At 70.5% G+C, this 23,851-nt stretch carries 18 protein-coding genes, 3 tRNA genes, 3 rRNA genes and 1 riboswitch; of the genes, 16 read left to right on the forward strand and 8 right to left on the reverse strand.

The features are described from left to right. The first annotated feature begins 62 nt into the window (after window positions 1-62). The 12 genes from I598_RS13800 to I598_RS13855 all read left to right on the forward strand — a co-directional run bounded on the left by I598_RS13800 (window position 63) and on the right by I598_RS13855 (window position 11,850). Window positions 63-512 (forward strand): roadblock/LC7 domain-containing protein, encoded by a 450-nt coding sequence (locus tag I598_RS13800; RefSeq protein ID WP_068203448.1) that lies wholly within the window; start codon window positions 63-65, stop codon window positions 510-512. An 8-nt stretch (window positions 513-520) separates the two neighbouring features. Further along, window positions 521-937, forward strand: a complete 417-nt coding sequence (locus I598_RS13805; RefSeq protein WP_068203449.1) for a DUF742 domain-containing protein — start codon at window positions 521-523, stop codon at window positions 935-937. Window positions 938-1,253: 316 nt separating this feature from the next. Beyond that, window positions 1,254-1,799: a GTP-binding protein gene (locus I598_RS18160; RefSeq protein ID WP_232314344.1), complete on the forward strand. Its 546-nt coding sequence runs from the start codon at window positions 1,254-1,256 to the stop codon at window positions 1,797-1,799. A gap of 86 nt (window positions 1,800-1,885) precedes the next feature. Beyond that, a tRNA-Ser gene (locus I598_RS13815) sits at window positions 1,886-1,973 on the forward strand. A gap of 96 nt (window positions 1,974-2,069) precedes the next feature. Continuing rightward, window positions 2,070-2,161, forward strand: a tRNA-Ser gene (locus tag I598_RS13820). A 153-nt stretch (window positions 2,162-2,314) separates the two neighbouring features. Then, window positions 2,315-2,387, forward strand: a tRNA-Arg gene (locus tag I598_RS13825). A 1,420-nt stretch (window positions 2,388-3,807) separates the two neighbouring features. Next, window positions 3,808-5,326 (forward strand): 16S ribosomal RNA (locus I598_RS13830). A gap of 530 nt (window positions 5,327-5,856) precedes the next feature. Then, a 23S ribosomal RNA gene (locus tag I598_RS13835) occupies window positions 5,857-8,970 on the forward strand. A 110-nt stretch (window positions 8,971-9,080) separates the two neighbouring features. Continuing rightward, window positions 9,081-9,197, forward strand: a 5S ribosomal RNA gene (gene rrf / locus I598_RS13840). The 16S, 23S and 5S rRNA genes sit together here, the layout of an rRNA operon. 264 nt (window positions 9,198-9,461) lie before the next feature. Further along, window positions 9,462-9,920 carry an RrF2 family transcriptional regulator gene (locus tag I598_RS13845; RefSeq protein ID WP_068203451.1) on the forward strand — a complete coding sequence of 153 codons (459 nt, stop codon included), beginning with the start codon at window positions 9,462-9,464 and terminating at the stop codon, window positions 9,918-9,920. A gap of 144 nt (window positions 9,921-10,064) precedes the next feature. Beyond that, complete coding sequence (locus I598_RS13850; RefSeq protein ID WP_068203452.1) at window positions 10,065-11,006, forward strand: sulfite exporter TauE/SafE family protein; 942 nt, start codon at window positions 10,065-10,067, stop codon at window positions 11,004-11,006. Window positions 11,007-11,127: 121 nt separating this feature from the next. Next, window positions 11,128-11,850, forward strand: coding sequence for a PAS and ANTAR domain-containing protein (locus I598_RS13855; RefSeq protein ID WP_068203453.1), 723 nt, complete (start codon window positions 11,128-11,130; stop codon window positions 11,848-11,850). A 23-nt stretch (window positions 11,851-11,873) separates the two neighbouring features. Here I598_RS13855 and I598_RS13860 read toward each other — a convergent pair whose 3' ends face one another. Further along, on the reverse strand, window positions 11,874-12,155 hold the full coding sequence (locus I598_RS13860) for a DUF4235 domain-containing protein (RefSeq protein ID WP_068203454.1): 282 nt from the start codon (window positions 12,153-12,155) through the stop codon (window positions 11,874-11,876). Between the two features lie 81 nt (window positions 12,156-12,236). Continuing rightward, a riboswitch (TPP riboswitch) is annotated at window positions 12,237-12,341 on the forward strand. Window positions 12,342-12,399: 58 nt separating this feature from the next. Between I598_RS13860 and I598_RS13865 the strand changes: the two genes are divergently transcribed. The 3 genes from I598_RS13865 to I598_RS13875 are packed head-to-tail and all read left to right on the forward strand — an operon-like array spanning window position 12,400 to window position 15,975. Further along, entirely contained in the window at window positions 12,400-13,491 is a 1,092-nt protein-coding gene (locus I598_RS13865) for a thiamine ABC transporter substrate-binding protein (RefSeq protein WP_068203455.1), read from the forward strand. A 37-nt stretch (window positions 13,492-13,528) separates the two neighbouring features. Beyond that, entirely contained in the window at window positions 13,529-15,232 is a 1,704-nt protein-coding gene (locus I598_RS13870; RefSeq protein WP_068203456.1) for an ABC transporter permease, read from the forward strand. After that, window positions 15,232-15,975 (forward strand): ABC transporter ATP-binding protein, encoded by a 744-nt coding sequence (locus I598_RS13875; protein ID WP_068203457.1) that lies wholly within the window; start codon window positions 15,232-15,234, stop codon window positions 15,973-15,975. The genes I598_RS13870 and I598_RS13875 overlap by 1 nt, the downstream gene beginning before the upstream one ends. Before the next feature lie 86 nt (window positions 15,976-16,061). Here I598_RS13875 and I598_RS13880 read toward each other — a convergent pair whose 3' ends face one another. Then, window positions 16,062-17,174 carry a PrsW family intramembrane metalloprotease gene (locus tag I598_RS13880; protein ID WP_068203458.1) on the reverse strand — a complete coding sequence of 371 codons (1,113 nt, stop codon included), beginning with the start codon at window positions 17,172-17,174 and terminating at the stop codon, window positions 16,062-16,064. 91 nt (window positions 17,175-17,265) lie between these two features. Between I598_RS13880 and I598_RS13885 the strand changes: the two genes are divergently transcribed. After that, a complete protein-coding gene (locus I598_RS13885) occupies window positions 17,266-17,880 on the forward strand; it encodes a dihydrofolate reductase family protein (RefSeq protein WP_068203459.1) in 615 nt (204 codons plus the stop codon). Here I598_RS13885 and I598_RS13890 read toward each other — a convergent pair. From I598_RS13890 to I598_RS13915, 6 genes are read right to left on the reverse strand one after another with little or no spacing between them, the layout of a single operon-like run. Beyond that, window positions 17,841-19,475: a fused response regulator/phosphatase gene (locus I598_RS13890; RefSeq protein ID WP_068203460.1), complete on the reverse strand. Its 1,635-nt coding sequence runs from the start codon at window positions 19,473-19,475 to the stop codon at window positions 17,841-17,843. The two genes, I598_RS13885 and I598_RS13890, sit on opposite strands and share 40 nt — an antisense overlap. After that, window positions 19,472-21,196, reverse strand: coding sequence for an ATP-binding protein (locus I598_RS13895; protein WP_083973326.1), 1,725 nt, complete (start codon window positions 21,194-21,196; stop codon window positions 19,472-19,474). Before I598_RS13895 ends, I598_RS13890 begins: the two co-directional genes overlap by 4 nt. Next, complete coding sequence (locus tag I598_RS13900; protein WP_068203461.1) at window positions 21,193-22,224, reverse strand: ATP-binding protein; 1,032 nt, start codon at window positions 22,222-22,224, stop codon at window positions 21,193-21,195. Before I598_RS13900 ends, I598_RS13895 begins: the two co-directional genes overlap by 4 nt. Next, window positions 22,221-22,631, reverse strand: a complete 411-nt coding sequence (locus I598_RS13905; RefSeq protein WP_068203462.1) for an ATP-binding protein — start codon at window positions 22,629-22,631, stop codon at window positions 22,221-22,223. Before I598_RS13905 ends, I598_RS13900 begins: the two co-directional genes overlap by 4 nt. Next, window positions 22,628-23,032 (reverse strand): STAS domain-containing protein, encoded by a 405-nt coding sequence (locus I598_RS13910; RefSeq protein ID WP_068203463.1) that lies wholly within the window; start codon window positions 23,030-23,032, stop codon window positions 22,628-22,630. Before I598_RS13910 ends, I598_RS13905 begins: the two co-directional genes overlap by 4 nt. Continuing rightward, window positions 23,029-23,847 (reverse strand): STAS domain-containing protein, encoded by an 819-nt coding sequence (locus I598_RS13915; protein ID WP_068203464.1) that lies wholly within the window; start codon window positions 23,845-23,847, stop codon window positions 23,029-23,031. The genes I598_RS13910 and I598_RS13915 overlap by 4 nt, the downstream gene beginning before the upstream one ends. Window positions 23,848-23,851: the final 4 nt, after the last annotated feature.

The following is a 23,851-nucleotide window of genomic DNA, read 5'->3' on the forward strand; positions in this document are numbered from 1 at the left end:
CATGAATCATCCCCGCACAGCGGTGACCTGCGCACACTCGGCGCATCTGATGAGGAGGAAGCGTGACCCTCAGTACTGAAGCGACCAACTTCGGGTGGCTTCTCGACAACTTCGTCCGCACCGTGCCGGGCAGCCGCCACACCCTGGTGGTCTCGGCGGACGGTCTGCTCATGGCGATGTCGGACCAGCTCGACCGCACGAGCGGCGACCAGCTCGCCGCGATCGTGTCGGGCATGTCGAGCCTGACCCGCGGCGCCTCGCGGCAGCTCAACGGCGGCAACGTCCGCCAGGCCGTCATCGAGATGGACAACGGCTACCTCTTCCTGATGAACGTTTCCAACGGCTCCGTCCTGGCGGTCGTGGCGGACGCGAACTGCGACATCGGCCTCATCGGTTACGAGATGGCCCTGCTCGTCTCGCGCACCGAGGCGACGCTCACCCCGCAGCTCATCTCCGAGATGCGCGGCAACCTCCCGGTCGACGGCGCGACCCGCTCCGCGCGGGTGGGATGAGGTAGGTCATGACGCACGCACCGTTCGGTTCCCTGGGCGCGCACACCGCGGACAGCTACGAGGCGTCCACGGTGCGTCCCTACGCGGTCACCGGTGGCCGCGTCCGGTCGTCCATGTCCGACCTGCCCCTCGAGGCCCTGGTCGAGGTGATGCCGGGCGCCGTGAGCAGCTTCGGCCTCACCCCGGAGAAGCGCGCGATCCTGCAGCACGCGGCGCACACCTACGTCTCGGTGGCCGAGCTCTCCGCCCTGCTCAAGCTCCCCCTGGGGGTGGTCCGCATCCTCGTCGCGGACATGCAGGAGGAGGGCCACATCACCGTGCACACCTCAGCCCCGGTCAACGTCCACACGGGTCACGGCAGCAACCACTCGGGGCTTTCCCTGAGCGTCTTGGAGAGTGTTCTCAATGGCATTTCCGCCCTCTGACAGCGCGTCGCCCGCGTCGGCCGGTGGGTTCTCGCCGAGCTGGGCCCCGGTCTCGCAGCCCTCGGGCATGTGGGCCACCCAGGCGGCTCCCGTGAACGAGGCCCCTGCTGCCGCGGACGGCCCGGCTGCCGCGCCCGTGCGCCAGAGCGTCCTCGGGGGGTCGTCGGCGCCCGCGCAGGAGTCCGCGCCGCACGCAGGCCCGGCCACCGCGGTCCAGGCTCCCGTCGCGCAGGCCGGCCCGGCCACGGAGCCGCCGCCCGCCGCGCGACCGGCCGCCACGGCACCGACGCCGGGAAGCGCCCCGACCACCACGAAGATCGTGGTGGCCGGCGGGTTCGCCGTCGGCAAGACGACGTTCATCGGCTCGATCTCCGACGTCGAGCCGCTCAACACCGAGGCCGCGATGACGGAGCACTCCGTGGGCGTCGACGACGCCGGCGGTGTCACCGACCGCAAGACCACCACGACGGTGGCCATGGACTTCGGCCGTGTCTCCCTGCCGGGCAACCTCTGGCTCTACCTGTTCGGCACCCCTGGCCAGGACCGCTTCCTGTTCATGTGGGACGACCTGGTGCGCGGTGCGATCGGTGCGGTCGTCCTGGTGGACACCGACCGGCTCGAGCAGTGCTTCCCCGCCATCGACTACTTCGAGTCGCGGGGCGTGCCGTTCGTCGTCGGCGTGAACTGCTTCGACGGCGTCGCGAAGCACCGTCTCGAGGACGTCCGCGAGGCGCTCCAGATCCCGGCCCACGTACCCATGCTCTACACGGACGCGCGCTCCCGGGCCGCGACCAAGCAGACGCTGATCTCGCTCGTGCAGCTCGCGATGCGTCAGCTGCGCTCCGGCGGCTCCGCCAGCTGAGCCCACGGCCGTCGACGAGGCGCCGACCCCGGTCGGCAGCCGTCGTCGACGGCCGCGCTCGTGCCCCGGCTAGACTTCCGGGGCCTGGAGGGCTGACAGAGCGGCCGAATGTGACGGTCTTGAAAACCGTTGTGCGGCAACCCCGCACCGGGGGTTCGAATCCCCCGCCCTCCGCTCGGTGCGGCGTCCGCCGACGTCGCGCTTTGCCCCGGAGTGCCCTTGCCGGTTACTCTGGGCGCCGCGGCGAGACGGTCTACCGGCTCGCCGCGAGGAGACGTCGCATAGTCTGGTCTAGTGCGCCACCCTGCTAAGGTGGTAACGGGGCAACCCGTTCGCGGGTTCAAATCCCGCCGTCTCCGCCAGGAAGGCTCCGGTGCTCGTCGCCCGGGGCCTTTTCTGTCGGGCCGGGGCATGGCGGACCGTGGTCTCGGTCACGATCCCTGGATCCGGTTTGGGGATCCGGCACGGTCGCGGTAGTGTTCTCGACGGCCGGTACGGAAGCACCGGCCAGGTAGGCGCCCGTAGCTCAACGGATAGAGCATCTGACTACGGATCAGAAGGTTGGGGGTTCGAATCCCTCCGGGCGCACACACCAGGCGGCGGCCCGATCCACACGGATCGGGCCGCCGCCTTTTTTGTCGTCGCGCTGCTCACGGGATCGTCTGCTGCGGGGCGTGTTGCGCCCGGGGGTTCGACGAGGCGCTCGTCACCGGAGCCGTCCTGCTCGGCGGGCAGGGCTCCGGTGCGAGGAACCCGCGCCGCCGGCGCTGCCGGCGGGGACGCGCAGGGTGCGAGACGGGCTGGCGCCGGGGCCCTGCTCGCCTCGCCCGCCATCTTCCGTCGTGACGCCCACGGTCGGCGCCCACTCCCGCCAGGCCCGAGGAACGGATCGACCCGACATCAGGTGCGTGGGATGTTCGAGCGGGGGACCACCGCGCTCCACATCGACCTGGACCACAGGCCGCTCCGGCCAACAGGTCGGACACCGGTACCGATCGAAGGCAGAGCTGCCGCGACCAACCCGGGGGCCTGAGGTCGGCGCGGCGGTCGAAGCGCCGTGAGCAGCCGTCAGAGCTACAGCCGCTCGACGACGCGAGTGCGCGCCCCGTGAGCCAACCCGAGCCCAACGGACGACATCGTCCGGAGGCCGTTCTCCGGCGGACTCCGGGACGAGCCCGCCACAGAGGTGAGCCGTCCGAGCCGGCCCGCCGGCCGGGCCGGACCGCGGCGTCGACCCGGAGCGGCTGTGGTGCCGCGCGATCCTGGCTCCAAGGTCGGCGGCGGCACCGCGAGGCGCCCGCGTCCGCTGCTGAAACGCACGGTCGCCAGGGACACCCGTGCCGCGAGGAGCAGGGCAACGCGTACCGGTCCCGCCGTCGAAGTGGCGAGACGGCCGGCGTCTGCGTACGACGCGAACATGCCTACCGGGGTTCAGGCGCGTCGTCCGTGCCGTCCTGCCGCTCGGCAGCGGTGCCGGCGTGGCCCACGTGGCCTACCTGCGGGGAGCGTCCTCTGCGGGGAGTGGTGCAGGCCACGTGGGGGTGCGTTGACGTGGGGCGGGTGGGTGGGTAATGTTCTCGGAGTTCAGCCCGCTCGGCGAGTCGGACACCGTAGAGACGGCCTTCGTGGCTGGGTACCGGTGGCCGGGCCGGGGGTTGGGAACCATCTTCCTTCTGGTCGGGGTGTTTTGTGCGCTCTGATCGGGGTGGGGTGTCTGTGTTTTCTGGTGTTTCTTCGTGGCGTTCTTCGGAGCGGGGCGGATTTGCATGGGAATGGCGGGGGCGCTAAGTTAGAGGGGTTGCCCCGGATGGGGCCGGAGCGGTGAGTTCCGGTTCTGGATGGTGTGTGTCGGTTGTTTGAGAACTCAACAGTGTGCTTGATAGTCAATGCCAAATTTATTGAACCTTCATTGGTTCCTTTGGATCGGACATCTAGGTTTTATGCTAGCTGTCTGGCCAGTATCGATTGGCATCGCGGGCTCTTCGGGGTTCGTGGTGTTTTTCTCTCTTTTACGGAGAGTTTGATCCTGGCTCAGGACGAACGCTGGCGGCGTGCTTAACACATGCAAGTCGAACGGTGAAGCCCAGCTTGCTGGGTGGATCAGTGGCGAACGGGTGAGTAACACGTGAGCAACCTGCCCTCCACTTCGGGATAAGCCTTGGAAACGGGGTCTAATACCGGATATGAGTGCCTGCTGCATGGTGGGTGCTGGAAAGTTTTTCGGTGGGGGATGGGCTCGCGGCCTATCAGCTTGTTGGTGGGGTAATGGCCTACCAAGGCGTCGACGGGTAGCCGGCCTGAGAGGGCGACCGGCCACACTGGGACTGAGACACGGCCCAGACTCCTACGGGAGGCAGCAGTGGGGAATATTGCACAATGGGCGAAAGCCTGATGCAGCGACGCCGCGTGAGGGATGACGGCCTTCGGGTTGTAAACCTCTTTCAGCAGGGAAGAAGCGCAAGTGACGGTACCTGCAGAAGAAGCGCCGGCTAACTACGTGCCAGCAGCCGCGGTAATACGTAGGGCGCAAGCGTTGTCCGGAATTATTGGGCGTAAAGAGCTCGTAGGCGGTTTGTCGCGTCTGGTGTGAAAACCTCAGGCTCAACCTGGGGCGTGCATCGGGTACGGGCAGACTAGAGTGCGGTAGGGGAGACTGGAATTCCTGGTGTAGCGGTGGAATGCGCAGATATCAGGAGGAACACCGATGGCGAAGGCAGGTCTCTGGGCCGCAACTGACGCTGAGGAGCGAAAGCATGGGGAGCGAACAGGATTAGATACCCTGGTAGTCCATGCCGTAAACGTTGGGCACTAGGTGTGGGGCTCATTCCACGAGTTCCGTGCCGCAGCTAACGCATTAAGTGCCCCGCCTGGGGAGTACGGCCGCAAGGCTAAAACTCAAAGGAATTGACGGGGGCCCGCACAAGCGGCGGAGCATGCGGATTAATTCGATGCAACGCGAAGAACCTTACCAAGGCTTGACATGCACCGGAAACACTCAGAGATGGGTGCCCCGCAAGGTCGGTGCACAGGTGGTGCATGGTTGTCGTCAGCTCGTGTCGTGAGATGTTGGGTTAAGTCCCGCAACGAGCGCAACCCTCGTCCCATGTTGCCAGCGGGTTATGCCGGGGACTCATGGGAGACTGCCGGGGTCAACTCGGAGGAAGGCGGGGATGACGTCAAATCATCATGCCCCTTATGTCTTGGGCTTCACGCATGCTACAATGGCCGGTACAGAGGGCTGCGATACCGTAAGGTGGAGCGAATCCCAAAAAGCCGGTCTCAGTTCGGATTGGGGTCTGCAACTCGACCCCATGAAGTCGGAGTCGCTAGTAATCGCAGATCAGCAACGCTGCGGTGAATACGTTCCCGGGCCTTGTACACACCGCCCGTCAAGTCACGAAAGTTGGTAACACCCGAAGCCCATGGCCCAACCCTTTGGGGGGGAGTGGTCGAAGGTGGGACCGGCGATTGGGACTAAGTCGTAACAAGGTAGCCGTACCGGAAGGTGCGGCTGGATCACCTCCTTTCTAAGGAGCACGTGGCCCTGGTGGTCGCACCGGTGTTGCTCGCCCGTTCGGGTGGGTGCTGGTGGGATCGTTCAGCTGGGGTCCATGCAGGCTGCTCGAGGCGCCGTTCGTGCGTCTGGTGGCTGCTCTGGGTGGAACATTGACCGTACGGTCCCGTTCGTGGGCCGGCTCGCGAGTACGCCGCTGCGCTGCCCTTCGGGGTGGGTGGGTGGTTGGAAAGTCGGGTCGGTGTCGTGAGTGGGGTCGGGAGAGCACACTGTTGGGTCCTGAGGCAACCGGCCATGGGTCGGGGGTTTCACGACGCGGGTCGTCGGTGGGTGTCATACCGCCTGGCTGCTGCAGGGTCTTCGCACCGGAAGGTGTGGGGTCTCTGGTGGTGGTGGGGTTGGTGGCGTCCGCGCCGGCGGGTTCGTCCGTTGCTTGAGAACTGCACAGTGGACGCGAGCATCCCAGATGTTCAAAGACGCATCACTTCCTCTTGCGAGGTGGTGAGGCGTTTTCTTGGATTTCTGTAGCATATTTGTAGTGTGTGCCGAAGTTTTTAAGGGCACACGGTGGATGCCTTGGCACTAGGAGCCGAAGAAGGACGTGGTAGCCTGCGATAAGCCTCGGGGAGTTGGCAAACGAGCTGTGATCCGAGGGTGTCCGAATGGGGGAACCCGGCCAGGGTCATGCCTGGTCACCCTCGCCTGAATATATAGGGCGAGTGGAGGGAACGCCGGGAAGTGAAACATCTCAGTACCGGCAGGAAGAGATATTCCGTGAGTAGTGGCGAGCGAAAGCGGATGAGGCCAAACCGTGCGCGTGTCAAGCTGTCAGGCGTTGCGCGTACGGGGTTGTGGGACCTTCTGGAGGAATCTGACAGTTCTTCAGCCAGTAAGAAAGCCGTGTCATAGTCGAACCGCATTGAAAGGCGGACCGTAGAGGGTGTGAGTCCCGTAGACGAAATGGTGCGGCCTGGTGGAGGGGATCCCAAGTAGCACGGGGCCCGAGAAATCTCGTGTGAATCTGGCAAGACCACTTGCTAAGCCTAAATACTACCTAGTGACCGATAGCGGACAAGTACCGTGAGGGAAAGGTGAAAAGTACCCCGGGAGGGGAGTGAAATAGTACCTGAAACCGTGTGCCTACAATCCGTCGGAGCCTCCCTAGCAGGGGTGACGGCGTGCCTTTTGAAGAATGAGCCTGCGAGTTAGTGCTCGGTGGCGAGGTTAACCCGTGTGGGGAAGCCGTAGCGAAAGCGAGTCCGAACAGGGCGATTCAGTCGCCGGGTCTAGACCCGAAGCGAAGTGATCTAGCCATGGGCAGGTTGAAGCGCCGGTAAGACGGCGTGGAGGACCGAACCCACTTAGGTTGAAAACTGAGGGGATGACCTGTGGTTAGGGGTGAAAGGCCAATCAAACTTCGTGATAGCTGGTTCTCCCCGAAATGCATTTAGGTGCAGCGTCACGTGTTCCTTACCGGAGGTAGAGCTACTGGATGGCCGATGGGCCCCACCAGGTTACTGACGTCAACCAAACTCCGAATGCCGGTAAGCCAGAGCGTGGCAGTGAGACTGCGGGGGATAAGCTTCGTAGTCGAGAGGGAAACAGCCCAGACCACCGGCTAAGGCCCCTAAGCGTGTGCTCAGTGGGAAAGGATGTGGAGTTGCACAGACAACCAGGAGGTTGGCTTAGAAGCAGCCACCCTTGAAAGAGTGCGTAATAGCTCACTGGTCAAGTGATTCCGCGCCGACAATGTAGCGGGGCTCAAGTACACCGCCGAAGCCGTGGCACTCACACTTTGCCCAGCACAGACTTGATCTGTGTTCAGGCGTGTGGGTGGGTAGGGGAGCGTCGTGTGGGCAGTGAAGCCGCGGAGTGATCCAGCGGTGGAGACCACACGAGTGAGAATGCAGGCATGAGTAGCGAATGACGGGTGAGAAACCCGTCCGCCGAATGACCAAGGGTTCCAGGGCCAGGTTAATCCGCCCTGGGTAAGTCGGGACCTAAGGCGAGGCCGACAGGCGTAGTCGATGGACAAGGAGTTGATATTCTCCTACCGGCGAAGAACCGCCCATACCGAGCCCGGTGATGCTAAACGCCCCAAGGGCAGCACAGTGGTCTTCGGACCACACCGCTGCCGGCGGCGCGTGACCCGAACCGGTAGTAGGTAAGCGTATTAACAGGGGTGACGCAGGAAGGTAGCCCGGCGTGGCGATGGTAGACCACGTCCAAGGCCGTAGCCCGCTTCGTAGGCAAATCCGCGAAGCACCAGGGTGAGAGCTGACAGTGACCGCGTATGCGGGAAACGGGTGATCCTATGCTGCCAAGAAAAGCCTCGACGCGAGGTTCTAGCCGCCCGTACCCCAAACCGACTCAGGTGGTCAGGTAGAGAATACCAAGGCGATCGAGATAATCGTGGTTAAGGAACTCGGCAAAATGCCCCCGTAACTTCGGGAGAAGGGGGGCCTGATCCGTCAACACCCTAGCGGTGGGACGCGGTGAGGGCCGCAGAGACCAGGGAGAAGCGACTGTTTACTAAAAACACAGGTCCGTGCTAAGTCGCAAGACGATGTATACGGACTGACGCCTGCCCGGTGCTGGAAGGTTAAGAGGACGGGTCAGCTTCGGCGAAGCCCAGAATTTAAGCCCCAGTAAACGGCGGTGGTAACTATAACCATCCTAAGGTAGCGAAATTCCTTGTCGGGTAAGTTCCGACCTGCACGAATGGCGTAACGACTTCTCCGCTGTCTCAACCGCGAACTCGGCGAAATTGCACTACGAGTAAAGATGCTCGTTACGCGCAGCAGGACGGAAAGACCCCGGGACCTTTACTATAGCTTGGTATTGGTGTTCGGTGCGGTTTGTGTAGGATAGGTGGGAGACTATGAAACCCGCGCGCCAGCGCGAGTGGAGTCGCCGTTGAAATACCACTCTGACCGCATCGACCATCTAACCTCGGTCCGTGATCCGGACCAGGGACAGTGCCTGGTGGGTAGTTTAACTGGGGCGGTTGCCTCCCAAAATGTAACGGAGGCGCTCAAAGGTTCCCTCAGCCTGGTTGGCAATCAGGTGTCGAGTGCAAGTGCACAAGGGAGCTTGACTGTGAGACCGACAGGTCGAGCAGGGACGAAAGTCGGAACTAGTGATCCGGCGGTGGCTTGTGGAAGCGCCGTCGCTCAACGGATAAAAGGTACCCCGGGGATAACAGGCTGATCTTCCCCAAGAGTCCATATCGACGGGATGGTTTGGCACCTCGATGTCGGCTCGTCGCATCCTGGGGCTGGAGTAGGTCCCAAGGGTTGGGCTGTTCGCCCATTAAAGCGGCACGCGAGCTGGGTTTAGAACGTCGTGAGACAGTTCGGTCCCTATCCGCTGCGCGCGCAGGAAACTTGAGAAGGGCTGTCCCTAGTACGAGAGGACCGGGACGGACGAACCTCTGGTATGCCAGTTGTTCCGCCAGGAGCACCGCTGGTTCGCTACGTTCGGAAGGGATAACCGCTGAAAGCATCTAAGCGGGAAGCCTGCTTCAAGATGAGGTTTCCAACAGAACTATTCTGTGAAGGCACCCAGCTAGACCACTGGGTAGATAGGCCGGAAGTGGAAGACAGGACCAAAGACTGTCGCAGCTGACCGGTACTAATCAGCCAACAACTTCACACACACTCCTTGCATGCACGCGTCCACTGTGCGGTTCCCGAGAAACGGGCACCACCCACACCACCCCCTCAGACCAAGGGGACCGGTGTGGAACCCGAACAACTCGACAACGTTACGGCGGTCACAGCGTAGGGGAAACGCCCGGTCCCATCCCGAACCCGGAAGCTCAGCCCTACAGCGCCGATGGTACTGCCCTGGAGACGGGGTGGGAGAGTAGGACGCCGCCGGACACCCTTCACAAACAGGCCCCCCAACCACCAGGTTGGGGGGCCTGCTTGCTTCCCCCCCACCCAGCACTGACCCACGCCGCCCAGCACTGACCCACGCCACCCAGCGCTGACTCGCGCCGCCCAGCGCTGCCTCGCGCCGGGCGGGTGACACCAGGTGGGACGGCCGCCGCTCTAGGATGGCGGGGTGGCACGGCCGGCAGCGGAGCGTGACGCGGATCCGCCCCGGGGTCGGGCGGGCGACGAACGAGGGAAGGACGACCTGCGGTGAGGGTCTCGGCGAAGGCCGACTACGCGGTGCGCGCGACGGTGGAGCTGGCGGGTCACGACGGCTCCGATCCGGTGTCGGCGGAGGCGTTGGCCGCGGCGCAGCACATTCCTCACCGGTTCCTCGAGGCGATCCTTCGGGATCTGCGGCGGGACGGGATCGTCGTGAGCCGGCGCGGGTCGCGTGGCGGTTACACGTTGGCGCGGCCTGCGGAGGACGTGACGATCGCGGACGTGGTGCGCGCGGTCGACGGCCCGCTGGTCTACGTGCGGGACGAGCGCCCCTCGGACCTGGAGTACACCGGGGCCGCGCTGTCGCTGCTCCACGTGTGGGTCGCCCTGCGGGCGAACGTGCGGGCGGTCCTCGAACGGGTGACGATCGCCGACGTCGCGGACGGGACGATCCCCGCGGAGATCCGGGTTCTGCTCGACGACTCGGACGCGTGGGAGAACCCCTGAGGCGCTGACGCGCGGGGGAGCCACCCCGCGGTACCGGACGCCGCCGCGTCCACCTGACGGACACCTTGCCCTGGCGCTGGACACGGACGAGAAGTGTTCCTACTATTCCTATACGCCCGATCGGAATAATCACTTGGAGCAGCGATGAAGACCCTCGTCCTGATCGCCCTCGTCGGCCTGGGAGCACAGCTCGTCGACGGGAGCCTCGGAATGGCCTACGGGGTGACGTCGACGACGTTGCTCCTCGCCATCGGTACCAACCCGGCGGCCGCCTCGGCCACCGTGCACCTCGCGGAGATCGGGACCACGCTGGCGTCCGGGGTGTCCCACTGGAGGTTCGGCAACGTCGACTGGAAGGTCGTCCTCCGCATCGGTGTGCCCGGCGCGATCGGTGCGTTCGTGGGCGCCACGTTCCTCTCGTGGCTGGCCGTCGACCTGGCCAAGCCGCTGATCTCGATCATCCTGCTGGCACTCGGCCTCTACGTGCTGCTCCGCTTCACGTTCCGCGGCCTGCGCACCGACCGCATCGGCACCCCTCTGCGCAAGCGGTTCCTCACGCCGCTCGGCCTCGTGGCCGGCTTCGTGGACGCCACCGGTGGCGGCGGCTGGGGCCCCGTGGGCACGCCGGCCATCCTGGCGAGCGGCCGCATGGAGCCGCGCAAGGTGATCGGCTCGATCGACACCAGCGAGTTCCTCGTCGCCGTGGCCGCCAGCCTGGGCTTCCTCTTCGGCCTCGGGACGGCGGGCGTCGACGCGCAGTGGGCCATCGCGCTCCTCCTGGGTGGCCTCGTCGCCGCGCCGATCGCCGCGTACCTCGTGCGCATCGTCCCGCCGCGCGTCCTCGGCTCCGCCGTCGGCGGCCTGATCGTGCTGACGAACACGCGCACCCTTCTCACCTCGTTCGACGTGGCGGACGTCTGGGTCACCACCGCGCTCTGGGTGGTCGCCGTCGTCTGGGCCGCCGCGGTGGCCTGGTCGGTGAACGCCCACCTCACGGCGCGTCGCGAGGCGACCGCGGACGAGGTCCCGGAGGTCACCGGCACCGGACCTACGGCCTCCGCAGGGTCGGGCGCCGGCCGCGCCTGACGGCGTCTGCCAGGGACGACGCCCGGATCACCCGCTCTCGGGTGGCGGTTGCGACCCACCGGAGTACGGTGGGCCGCAACCGGCTGCGGCCACTGGCGGCCGCGGGAACCAGGGGGTGAGCATGTCCGTGCCGCCGTCCCGCAGGACGTCTCGCAACGGCACCGCCGACGTCGCCGACGTGCTGGCGACCGGAACGCAGCTCGTCGTCGGGCGCTACCGGATCGACGTCGCTAACGGCCACACCTGGTGGTCGGACGAGACGTTCCGCCTCCACGGCTACGAGCCGGGGGACATCGAGCCGAGCATCGACCTCGTCCTGGCGCGGACCCACCCCGACGACCGGTCGCGGCTGTCCCGCACGGCCGCCGTCGCCCTGCATGCCGGCCGGCCCTTCGCCAGCGCGCACCGGATCGTGGACCCGCACGGCAGGTCCCGGTCCGTCGTCGTGACGGGCCAGGGCCGGCACGACGACGCCGGCGTGGTCGTCCAGGTCGTCGGGTACGTGCTGGACGTCAGTCCGGTGACCCGGGAGGCGTTGGACCGCGAGGCGCAGCGGGCCGTGGGCCGGGCGCTGGTGACCGCGGCGGCCGTCGAGCAGGCCAAGGGAGCCATCATCGTGACCCGCGGCCTGGCGGAGGCCGACGCGGCGGACCTGCTCGGTGAGGTCGCGGCCCGGGCGGGCGTCCCCGTCCAGGTGGCGGCGTCCCAGGTGGTCGCGGCGCTGACCCGCGGCACGGGGGACGCGTCGGAGCGGCTGGACCAGGCCCTCGCGGCCGTGCACTCCGTCGACCGGCCGCGCGGGCACGAGGCACAGCTGGCCCGGCGACGGCTGCACGACGCCTGACCCGCCGGACCGGGCGGCGTCGGTCAGACCACCGACACCTTCTGCGCGCGGCGGTCGACGGCCTTCGCGACGCCCTGCCGGGCCAGCCGCCGGGCGAGGACGGCCACGCCGCCGGTCACGGCGGCGAAGACGATCGCCTGGACGACGGGGATGTCGTCGGCGTCGAGGTCGATGGGCGCGTCGTTGCCCGTGGCCTTCTCCCACACGATCTTGATCAGCTTCTGGGCGATCCAGCCGGCGGCGAACGTCGCCGCGACCGTCCCGACCTTCAGTGCGAGGGACGGTTCGTTGTGGTCGAGATCCACGGTTCTCCTCAAGATCGGCGTGCGTCCGCGGGCCGGACGGGCGGACGTGTCCACCGTAGCGTGCGCGAGGGGTAGGCTCTCAGGGAACGACAGGGGAGCGCCGTGCGGCGCTGAGAGTGCGGACCACCGCAGACCCTCGAACCTGATCCGGTTAGCACCGGTGGAGGAAGTCGGGCTTCTCGATCCCGTCGACCGCCGGTACCGGCGGGCGACGGACCCCCTCCCGCACGTCTGAGGAGGACACATGACCATCCGGACCCGCCGCGCCGTCGCCACGGCCGCCGTCGTGGGGCTGCTGCCGCTGCTCGCGGCATGCTCGGGGGACGACGCCCCGGGGGAGGCGACGTCGTCGGGCAGCCCGACGGGCGAGGCGCAACTCGCCGGGACGGTCACGCTGGTCACGCACGACTCGTTCGCCCTGAGTGACGGCCTGCTGGAGTCGTTCGAGCAGGAGACCGGGCTGACGGTCGAGCACGTCGCCGCCGGTGACGCGGGAACGCTCGTCAACCAGCTCGTCCTCACGGCGGACTCGCCGCTGGGCGACGTCGTGTTCGGCGTCGACAACACGTTCGCGTCCCGTGCGGTGGAGGCCGGGGTGTTCGAGCCGTACACGCCGGCGGACATCGACCCGTCGGTCACGGCGCTGGTCGGTGACGGGCTGGAAGGCCTGACGCCGATCGACGAGGGCGACGTCTGCCTGAACGTCGACACCGCCTGGTTCGAGGCGGAGGGCGTGGAGCCGCCCGCGACGTTCGAGGACCTCCTCGACCCCGCCTACCGGGACCTCACGGTCGTGGCGAACCCGGCGACGTCGTCGCCCGGCTTCGCGATGCTGCTCGCCACCGTCGCGGAGTTCGGCGAGGACGGCTGGGTGCCGTACTGGGAGGACCTCGCCGCGAACGGCCTCAAGGTCACCGAGGGCTGGTCCGACGCGTACTACGTCGACTTCTCCGGCGCCGGGGAGGGCGGGGCACGTCCGATCGTGCTGTCGTACGCGACGTCGCCCGCCTTCACGGTGACGGAGGAGGGCGACGCGACGACGACGGCCGCGCTGCTCGACACGTGCTTCCGGCAGGTCGAGTACGCGGGCGTCCTCGCGGGCACGGACAACCCGGACGGCGCGAAGGCGCTCGTCGACTTCCTCGCCTCGGCCGAGGTGCAGTCGGACGTCCCGGCGAACATGTACATGTACCCGGCCGACGCCACCGTCGAGCTGCCCGCCGAGTGGGAGCAGTTCGCCCCGCAGTCGGCCGAGCCGCTCGAGATCGCACCGGCCGACGTCGCCGCGCACCGCGACGAGTGGATCCAGCAGTGGACGACCGCCGTCATCGGCTGACGCCCTCGGTGCGGACGCACGGCGCCGCCGCCCCCGGGTGGGACGGACGCCCCGCCCGGGGACCGGCGCGTGGCTGGGCTGGGGCCTCGCCGCGGGCGTCCCGCTGCTGTTCCTCGGGGTCTTCTTCGCGTGGCCGGTGCTGACGCTCGTCGGCCAGGGCTTCCTGGTGGACGACGGCGCCGGCGGGCGCGAGGTGGACCTGTCGGGGTTCGTGGAGGTGCTCTCGCAGGAGAGGACCTGGCGGGTGGTCGGGCAGACGCTCGCCCAGGCGTCGGCGGGCACCGCGCTCAGCGTGCTGCTCGGGGTGCCCGGCGCGTACGTGCTGTACCGGTGCCGGTTCCCCGGGCGGGCGCTCGCGCGCGGGCTGGTGACGGTCCCGTTCGTGCTGCCGACCGTCGTCGTCGGCGTGGCGTTCCGCTCCGTGCTCGCCCCGGACGGCCCGCTCGGGTTCCTCGGGCTCGAGGAGAGCTTCGTCGCGATCGTCGCCGCCCTGGTGTTCTTCAACTACTCGGTGGTGGTGCGCACCGTGGGCGGGCTGTGGGAGCGCCTCGACCCGCGGGCCGAGGAAGCCGCCCGCGCCCTGGGGGCGACGCCGTGGCGGGCGTTCCGCACCGTGACGCTGCCGGCGCTCGGACCCGCGATCGCGTCGGCCGCCGCCGTCGTGTTCCTGTTCTGCGCCACCGCGTTCGGGGTGGTGCTGGTGCTCGGCGGGATGCGCTACGGCACGATCGAGACGGAGATCTGGATCCGCACCACCCAGTTCCTCGACCTGCGCTCGGCGGCGGTGCTCAGCGTCCTGCAGCTCGTCGTCGTGACGGCGGTCCTGGTCGTCAGCTCGCGGCTGCGGGCGCGCCGCGAGGCGGCGCTGCACCTGACGAGCGACCGCTCGGCGGCGCACCGCTGGCGCGCCACCGCGGCGGACGTCGTCCCGACCGTCGTGACCGGTGTCGTCGTCGCGGGCCTCCTCGTGCTCCCGCTCGCGGGCCTGGTCGCGCGCTCGTTCCGGGCGCCCGACGGGTCGTGGGGGATCGACAACTACGTCGCCCTCGGCACCACGGGCGGGCGCAACGCCCTGTCCGTCACCGTGTGGGAGGCGCTCGGCAACTCGCTGCGCACCGCCCTGCTCGCCGCGGCGATCGCCGTCCTCGTGGGCGGCCTGGTGGCGCTCGTCGTGTCCCGCCGCCCGCGCTCACCCGGCCTGCGCCGCGCCGTCGGAGGCCTCGACGCCGTGTTCATGCTGCCGCTGGGGGTGTCCGCCGTGACCGTCGGGTTCGGGTTCCTGCTCACCCTCGACGAGCCGCTCGGGTTCGACGTCGACCTGCGCACCTCCGGCCTGCTCGTCCCGATCGCCCAGGCCGTCGTCGCGATCCCGCTCGTCGTGCGGACCGTGCTGCCCGTGCTGCGCGCGATCGACCCGCGCCTGCGCGAGGCCGCCGCCACCCTCGGCGGGTCGCCCGGCCGGGTGCTGCGCACGGTCGACGTGCCGCTCGCGGCCCGGTCGCTGGGCCTCGCCGTCGGGTTCGCGTTCGCGGTGTCGCTGGGGGAGTTCGGCGCGACGTCGTTCCTCGCCCGCCCCGACACCGCCACCCTGCCCGTCGTGATCTACCGGCTCATCGGCCTGCCCGGGGCCGAGAACTACGGGATGGCGCTCGCGGCGTCCGTGGTGCTGGCCGTGCTCACCGCGAGCGTCATGATGGTGGCCGAGCGTCTCCGCGGGGACGCCGGCGGAGGGGAGTTCTGATGACGCGGACGACCGGTGGTGCGGGCCTGTCCGTGCGCGACCTCGTCGTGCGGTACGCGGCCCGCCGGGGTCCCGGCACGACGGCGGTGGACGGCGTCTCCCTCGACGTCGCGGCCGGGGAGGTGGTCGCGCTCCTCGGGCCGAGCGGTTGCGGGAAGTCGTCCCTGCTGCGCGCCGTCGCGGGCCTGGAGCCGCCCGCCGGGGGAACGGTCGCGTTCGACGGCGAGGACCTCGCCGGGGTGCCCGTGCACCGGCGCGGGTTCGGGCTGCTGTTCCAGGACGGCCAGCTGTTCCCGCACCGGGACGTGGGCCGCAACGTCGCCTACGGCCTGGAGGTGCTCGGGGTGCCGCGGGCCGAGCGCGACGTGCGGGTGGCCGAGCTGCTCGACGCCGTCGGCCTGGCCGGGTTCGCGCGCCGCGCCGTCACGACCCTCTCCGGCGGGCAGCGGCAGCGCGTCGCCCTCGCTCGGTCCCTCGCCCCGCGCCCGCGGCTGCTGCTGCTCGACGAGCCGCTGTCCGCGCTGGACCGGCAGCTGCGGGAACGGCTCGCCCTCGACGTCCGCGCCACGTTGCGGGACACCGGGACGACGGCGCTGTTCGTCACCCACGACCACGCCGAGGCGTTCACCGTGGCCGACCGCGTCGCCGTCATGGACGCCGGGCGGCTGCTCCAGGTGGGGACGCGCGACGAGCTGACCTCCGCGCCGTCGTCGGAGCGCGTCGCGGAATTCCTCGGCGTCTGATCTCGCGCCGAGCGTCTCTGAACGTCTCGCATCAGCGCCGGATGCGGGACTTTCAGAGACGCTCGGCGGCCGTGCGGGCGGGCGGGTCAGCGGGCGAAGACGGCCCGGGCGTGGGCCATGAGGAGCAGCAGGGGGTCGCGACGGGCGGTGAATGCGGGCAGCTCGACGACGCCGAGGTCGTAGCGGCGGTGCAGCATCGCGAGCTCGGTGGCGGCCTGCTGGTAGTCGGCCAGGGCGCGCGCCGGACCGCGGCCGAGGCGGGCCCGGACCCGCTCGCGCGCCTGCCGGCGGGCGCGCAGCGTCGACAGCATGCGGACGTCGGCGGGCGTGACGACGCCGGTGGGCTCGTAGGGCGGCAGGTAGGTGCGCACGAGGCCGACGATGCGCAGCCGGTCCCGGTGCAGCACCACGCCCAGCACGACGAGCACCGCGGCGCCGGCCACGTACGCCACGAGCAGCCCGCCGAGACCGAACCCGGTGGACGCGTTCCACAGGGCGTGCAGGCCGATGGCGCCCGCGAACCCGGCGACCACCGGCCGGGCCCGGCCGGCACCCCGAGGACGCAGGGCGGCGGCCGCCACCCCGACGCCGACGAGCGACGTGCACAGGGGGTGCAGCAGCGGCGACACGACGCCGCGCACCACGAACGTCCACGCCAGGGTGCCGGGGGCGGCGAACGCGTAGTAGCTGATGTTCTCGACGGTGGCGAACCCGAGGCCGACCATCGAGCCGTAGATGATCCCGTCGGTGGGGCCGTTGAGCTCGTGGCGGCGGAACCACAGCAGCCCCACGAGCACCGTGCCCTTGACGAGCTCCTCCACGACCGGCGCCACCAGCGAGACGGTGGCGTACGTGCCGCCCTCCACGCCGAGCAGCGGCGTCCACAGCTCGAGGCCGGCGGTGTTGACGAGCAGGGCGAGCAGCACGGAGACCCCGGCGCCCCACGCGAAGGCCGCGACGAGGGCGTCGGGAGGTTCCGGCTCCAGCCGGTCCAGCGCGAGCACGCCGGCGAGCAGCAGGGGCAGCGGCGCGAGGGCCAGCACGACGGACGTCGCGACACCGGACGCGCCGTCGTGCAGCATGAGGGCGAGCGCGACGGCGAGGCACACCGACGACGCCGCGACGGTCACGACGACGCCGACGGACGGGCGCGCCGTGGGACGGCCGGCGAGGACGGCCCGCGGATCGAGGGGCGGCACGGCGACGACCCTACCGAGCGCTCGGAGCGGGTGCGATGAGTTCCGGTCCGCGGACCGGTCGGCAGTGCACGAACCGACGGAAGGAACCACCATGACCAGCGTCGTCTCCACCCTGTTCGTCGCGCTCGACGGTGTCGTCGAGCCGGACGAGGTGTGGCACTTCCCGTACTTCGACGAGCAGATGGGCGCGGCCGTCGGCGACGACTACGCCGGGACGGACGTCCTGCTGCTCGGGAGGGTCACGTACGACAGCTTCGCGGGCGCCTGGCCGGAGCGGGAGGCCGCGGGCGGCGAGGACGCCGCGTTCGCCGCGGTGCTCGGCGACCTGCGCAAGGTCGTCGCGACGCGCGCCGGGGGTGACCTCGGGTGGCGGAACGTCGAGGCCACGGACGACGTCGTGGGGCACGTCCGAGAGCTGAAGGAGACCGGGGAGGTCGGCAAGGTGCTGATCCCGGGCTCGGTGAGCGTGGTGCGCCAGCTCCTCGCGGCCGGGCTGCTCGACGAGCTGCGCCTGCTGCTGCACCCCGCCACGGGCGGCGGGTCGCGCCTGCGGCTTTTCGCCGACGACGACGTCTCGCGCGCGTTCGACCTCGTGTCGGCCGAGGCGCTGCCCCGGGGGGCGGTGCGGCTGATCTACCGGCCGGTCGCCGGACCCGGTGCGAAGGCCTACGACGACGTCACCGGCGAGGTGCCGACGGGCTCCTGACCCCGGGGCGTGCGGCGGGCCACGACGATGGCGACGTCGTCGTCCCGCACGTCGTCGAAGCGTGCGAGCAGGGCGTGGCAGACGTCGTCGGGCTCCTGTCCCGCCGTCGCGGCGGCGGCGGTGGCGAGCCGGTCGAGGCCGTCCCGCAGGGTGCTCTCCCGGCGCTCGATCAGCCCGTCGGTGACGAGCAGCAGCTGGTCGCCGGGCGCGAGCACGACCTCGGCGGGCGCGCGCTCGTCGGGACTGGGCAGGCCGAGGAGCCGCGACGACCGCTTGACCGTCTCGACGGTGCCGTCGGCGCGCACGAGGAGGGCGGGCAGGTGGCCGGCGTCGGTGACCTCGGCGGCGCCCGTGCCCGGGTCCACCAGGCACAGGCACAGGGTGGCCATCTCGCGGTGGTCGGCGCGGAGCGTCTCGTTGAGCAGGTGCAGGGCGCGCTCGGCGGTGTGGCCCTCGCGCAGGTAGGCGCGCAGGGTGAGACGCACCTCCGCCATGACGGTCGCGGCGCGCAGGGAGTGCCCCTGGACGTCGCCGATGACGACGGCGACGCGGCCGTCGGGCAGGTCGAACGCGTCGTAGAAGTCGCCGCCGACGTCGAGACGGGCGTCGGAGGCCACGTAGCGGGCGGCGACGTCGAGGCCGGGGTGCTCGCCGAGGCGCGCCGGAAGCATGGTCCGCTGCAGCGTCATCGCGATGCCGTGCTCCTCGGTGTACGTCCGCAGGTTCGCCAGGGCGACCGACGCCGCCCCGATGAACCGTTCGACGGCGGCACGGTCCTCGGCGGACACGTCCTGCGCGTCGTCGGCGCACAGGGCGAGACCTCCGACGAGGACGCCCTCGTCGTCGTGCAGCCAGACGGTCCACCAGCCCGCCGGCTCGAGCCCCGCCCGGTCGGCGAGACGCTGCCACGGCTCGGGGACGGCGTCGGCGGGGAAGTGGGTGGGGCCCGCCGGGCCGGGGGGCAGGACGGGGCTGGAGCCGGTGCCCCGCACGAGCGGTGCGCCGGGGGCGGGGCGCAGCGCCCGCAGGACGGTCGTGGGGTCGACGACGACCATCGCCAGGGCGCCGCGCTCGAGGACGGTCGCGGCACCGGTGGCGAGCCGGTCGACGGCCTCCTCGTACGTGCTGGCCCGGTGCACGCGGACGAGGGACTCGCCGAGGAGCTCCAGCCGGCGGGCCGAGCGGCCGATCCCGCGCACCTGCTCGTGCCCGCGGCACAGGGTGTCCAGCGTCGCGAGGAACTCGGCGCGGTCCAGCGGCTCGGCCAGGTAGGCGTCGGCCCCGCCCTGGAGGCCTGCCGTGCGGGCGGCCGCGTCGATGTCGGTGGCCGACACGTGCAGCACGGGCACGCGGGCGGTGGCCTCGGCGTCCTTGATGCGACGGCAGACCTCCCGGCCGGAGAGGTCCGGCAGGTTGACGTCCAGCACGACGGCGTCGGTGTCGGCGGTCACCAGGGCGAGAGCCTCGGCGCCGGTCCCGGCCTCCACGACGTGGAACCCGGCCCCGCGCAGCCACGTCGCCATGACGTAGCGGTGGGCGGCGGTGTCGTCGACGACGACGACGGTGCGCGTGCCTGCGGACGTGGTCGTCGTCATGGTGCCGTCCGTCCGGCGAACGCCGCCGCGAGGGTGGCCCGGTCGAGCCGGGCCTTCGGCAGGAACGGGGTCCCGGCGAGATCGTCGGGGAGGTCGGGCGCGGGGCCGCTCGACATGAGCACCGCGGGCAGGCGCGGCACCTCGGCGCGCAGCCGGGCCAGCAGGGTGATGCCGTCCGTCCCGGGCATCCGGACGTCGAGCGCGACCGCGTCGGCCGGGTCGTCGCGCAGCAGCGCCAGCGCGTGCTCGGCGTCGTGGGCCAGGCTGACCCGGGACGCGTCGTCGCGCAGCAGGCCCGCCACGACGGCACCGAACGCGCGGTCGTCGTCGACGACGAGCACGTGGCCGAGCGTGCCGGGCTCCTCGACTGCCTCGACTGCTTCGACGGCCCCGGCGGGTCCGGCGGGTCCGGCGGGCAGGGTGAGGGTGAACGTGCTGCCCCGGCCCGGCGTCGACGCCGCGACGAGGGTGCCGCCGAGCGCCTCGGCCACGCGCCGCGCGTACGGCAGGCCCAGGCCGGTGCCGCGCGCACCCGGCTGGAGGTGGTTGGGCACCTGGACGAACTCCTCGAAGACGTCCTCCAGGTGCTCGGCGGGGATGCCGACCCCGGAGTCCTGCACGGTGAGGACGACCTGGCCGTCCACGGTGGCCGCCCGCAGCCGCACCGCCCCCCGCTCGGTGAACTTCACCGCGTTGGTCAGCAGGTTGCGCGCGATCCGCGCGACGAGCCGCCGGTCGGTGACGAGCGCGACGCCTGCGGGGTCGTCCACGACCAGCTCGACGCCGTCGCGCACCAGCGGCGCGGTGGTGCCGCGGAGCTCGTCGAACAGCGCGGCGAGGTCGACGGGGGCGGGCTGCACGTCCAGGTGCCCGGCCTCGGCGCGGGCGAGCTCCAGCAGCTCGTCCACCAGCGTCAGCAGGGTGCCCGCGCTGTCCGCGAGGAACCCGACCTGGTCGGCCTGCGCTGCGTCGAGCCGCGACTCCGCGAGCAGGGAGGTGAGCCCGATGATCGAGTTCACGGGCGTGCGCAGCTCGTGGCTGACGTTGCGCAGGAACCGTGACTTCGCCTCGTTCGCCGCAGCGAGCTCGCGCCCTCGCTCGTCCAGCTCGCCGTAGAGCGCGACCACGCCCGAGTTGGTCTCCTCCAGCTCGGCGGAGAGCTGGGCGTACATCGCCTGCGCGTCCGCCTGTGCGCGCGCCAGGGTGGAGTTCAGCCGCCGCAGCTCGTCCCGCTGCGCCCGCAGCTCGTCGTGGGCCCGCAGCAGCTCCGCGTGCCGGGCGCGGAGCTCGTCGAGGGCGCCCCCGTCGTGCCCCAGGCCGAGCGTGCCGCGCAGGTCCGCCAGGTCGTCCGTGCGGGCCCCCGGTGCGAGGGCCATGCCGAGCGTGACCGTGCGTCGGTCGTCCGTCACGTCGAGGACGTCCACCAGCCGGGCCGCGGCGGGCACGCCCCCGTCCGCTGCGGCGCCGTGGACGGCGAGCGGCGCCGACGCGACCAGCTCCGCGCGCAGCAGGGGCGCCGCCCCCCGCGGCACCACGGCGAGCTGCACGTCGACCGGCCCGCCGGGCAGCGCCGCGCGGCCCACCTCGGACAGCGCCGTCGCCAGCCGCACCTGGGCGTGGGGGTCCAGACCGAGCGCACGCGCGGCCTCCCGGCCCGACCGGCGCAGGGCCAGCAGGTCGGTGTCGCCCGCCAGGCGGGTCACGAGCAGCACCGTCGTCACGGCTGCCCCCGGGCGGGGAGCACGGCGAGGCAGGCGTCGTCGCGGCGCACCCCGAAGTCGCGCAGCAGGACGCCCGCCACCACCAGCGGCGTGCGAGTGGCGAGCCCCGGGTAGTCGGCCATGCTGACCCGGTCCGTCAGGCCGTCGCTGGACAGGGTGACGACGTCGTCCGGACCGAGCGGGTACGACGTCTCCTGGATCGTCGACGCGTGCGACCCCGCGATGCCCGGGTTGCTGAGGAGCGACCGGGAGCGGGTGCCGTGCAGCGTCCCGGCGACGTTGCCGACGCCGGCGTGCCGGAGCGTGTCCCCGGACCGCTGGACGATCGCGACCGCGGCGCCCCGGGTGCCGCGCAGGGCGTCGTGCACGCGCCCCAGCAGGGCGCGGGGCGTGCCGCCGGGTCCGTCGTGGAACGCCCGGACGGCCGCGTGCGACGCCGCTGCGGCGAGCGGGCCGTGCCCGAGCCCGTCCGAGACCATCAGCGTCGTCGTGCCGTCGTCCTCGCGCCAGGCCCACCCGTCGCCGCAGACCGTCTGCCCGGTCATCGCGCGGGTGATCCCCGTCGGCACGGCCGGTTCCGGGGCCGGGCCCGAGACGGCGAACACCGCGGCGACGGCCGTGCCCCGGCCGGGCGCCGACCACGCGTCCCACGCGGTGGTGAGCCGCACGAGCGTGCCGAGGCCGATGCCGAGGGTGCCGCCGGACGAGACACCGTCGAGCATCGCCGCGGAGACGTCGCGCATGCCCGGTCCGGCGTCGACCGCGAGGACCTCGAGCGCCGCCTCCAGGCCGGTGCGGCGCACCCGCAGCAGCACGGAGCCCGAGCCCGCGTGCCGGACCTGGTTCGTCGCCAGCTCGGTGACGACGAGGCTGACCTCGGCCGCGCGGGAGGGGGACATGCCCAGGTGCAGCGCCGTCGTGGACGCCGCACGGCGCACCCCGCCCACCGCCGACGGGTGGTCGATGGTGTACCAGGCACCGTTGTCGAGGACGCTCAGCGGGGACTCGGGGTCCACCACGCCCGTCATCGGGACCAGGCCGTGATGACGACGCGCGTGCCCACGCCCGGCGTCGTGTCGATCTCGAAGTGCTCCACGAGGCGCCGGGAGCCCGACAGGCCCAGCCCGAGCCCGCTGCCGCTGGTCCAGCCGTCGGTCAGGGCGAGGTCGAGGTCGGGGATGCCCGGACCGGAGTCGGCGAAGACGGCGCGCACGCCGTCGCGACGGCCGTCGGACACGTGCTCGATCTCCGCGACGCCCCCGCCGCCGTGGATCAGCGTGTTGCGGGCGAGCTCGCTGGCCGCCGTGACGAGCTTGGTCTGGTCCACGAGGGACAGCCGCGCCTGCTGGGCGACGGTGCGCACCAGCTGGCGGACACGCACGACGTCCGAGTCCGTGCGGACCGGCAGCTGCGTGACGGACGGCAGGGCGGTCATCCGGACCTGCGTTCGGCGGCGGCGAGGAGCACGTCGGCGGCGGAGTCCTGCGTGGGGGCGAGCAGTGCGAGCCCGCGGTCCACGTCGAGCGCGGTGCGGACGCCGCCGAGGGACAGCCCCAGCTCCACCATCGTGATCGCGACGGCGGGCCGCATCCCGACGACGACCGTCTGCGCGTCGAGCACGCGGGAGATCGACGCGACCGAGGCGAGCATCCGGCCGATGAAGCTGTCGACGATCTCCAGGCCGGAGATGTCGATGATCACGCCGCGCGCGCCGGTGCGGGTGATGCGCTCGGCCAGGTCCTCCTGGAGGCGCAGGGCGGTGTCGTCCTGCAGGTCGACCTGGATGGACACGAGCAGGGTGGAGCCGATCTTGAGGATCGGCACGCCGTCGTTCACGCGAGCACCTCGTTCCGGGTGGACGCCCGGCTCCGCAGCGCGTCGACCAGCGCGTCGGCGAGCGAGGCACGGGTGCTGATGTCCCCGAACTCGATGCCGAGCGCCACGATCGTCTGGGCGATCTGCGGGCGGATGCCGCTGATCGTGCACTCCGCGCCCATGAGCCGGGCCGCGACGACCGTCTTGAGCAGGTGCTGCGCGACCTGGGTGTCGACCGCCGGCACCCCGGTGATGTCGATGATGGCGTGGTCGCTGCCCGTCTCGACGAGGGTGTTGAGCAGCTTCTCCATGACGACCTGGGTGCGGGCCGAGTCGAGCGTGCCGACCAGCGGGACCGCCACGATGCCGTCCCACAGCTTCACCACCGGGGTCGACAGCTCGAGGAGCTGTTCCGCCTGCTCCGCGATGATCGACTCGCGGGCCGCGGCGAACGACTCGAACGTGAACAGGCCGAGGGCGTCGACGAGCCGCAGCAGCGGGCTGACGTCGTCGCGCACCTGCGCGTCCAGCACGTACAGGCCCTCCTTGAGGGCGAACACGGCCACGGCGGTCTCTCGCGGCGTGAAGCCGAGGCGGGCGCGCGCCGAGGAGACGTCGGAGAGGGTGCCGCGCAGCTGGTCGAACGCCGGGTGGTCGAGCGAGGTCGCGCCCTGGGCGAGCCCGTCGACGAGGGCGTCGAAGATGTCGGACTGCTCGCGCTCCAGCTCGCCGCGGGACGTGCGGCCGCGCAGCTCGTCGGCGACGGCGCTCAGCCAGGCCGTCCGGACGGCGTCGGCGTGGTCGGCGAGGATCTGGTGCAGCGGGGTGCCGGGCATTCGT

Source organism: Isoptericola dokdonensis DS-3 (genome assembly GCF_001636295.1).
Taxonomy (GTDB): domain Bacteria; phylum Actinomycetota; class Actinomycetes; order Actinomycetales; family Cellulomonadaceae; genus Isoptericola; species Isoptericola dokdonensis.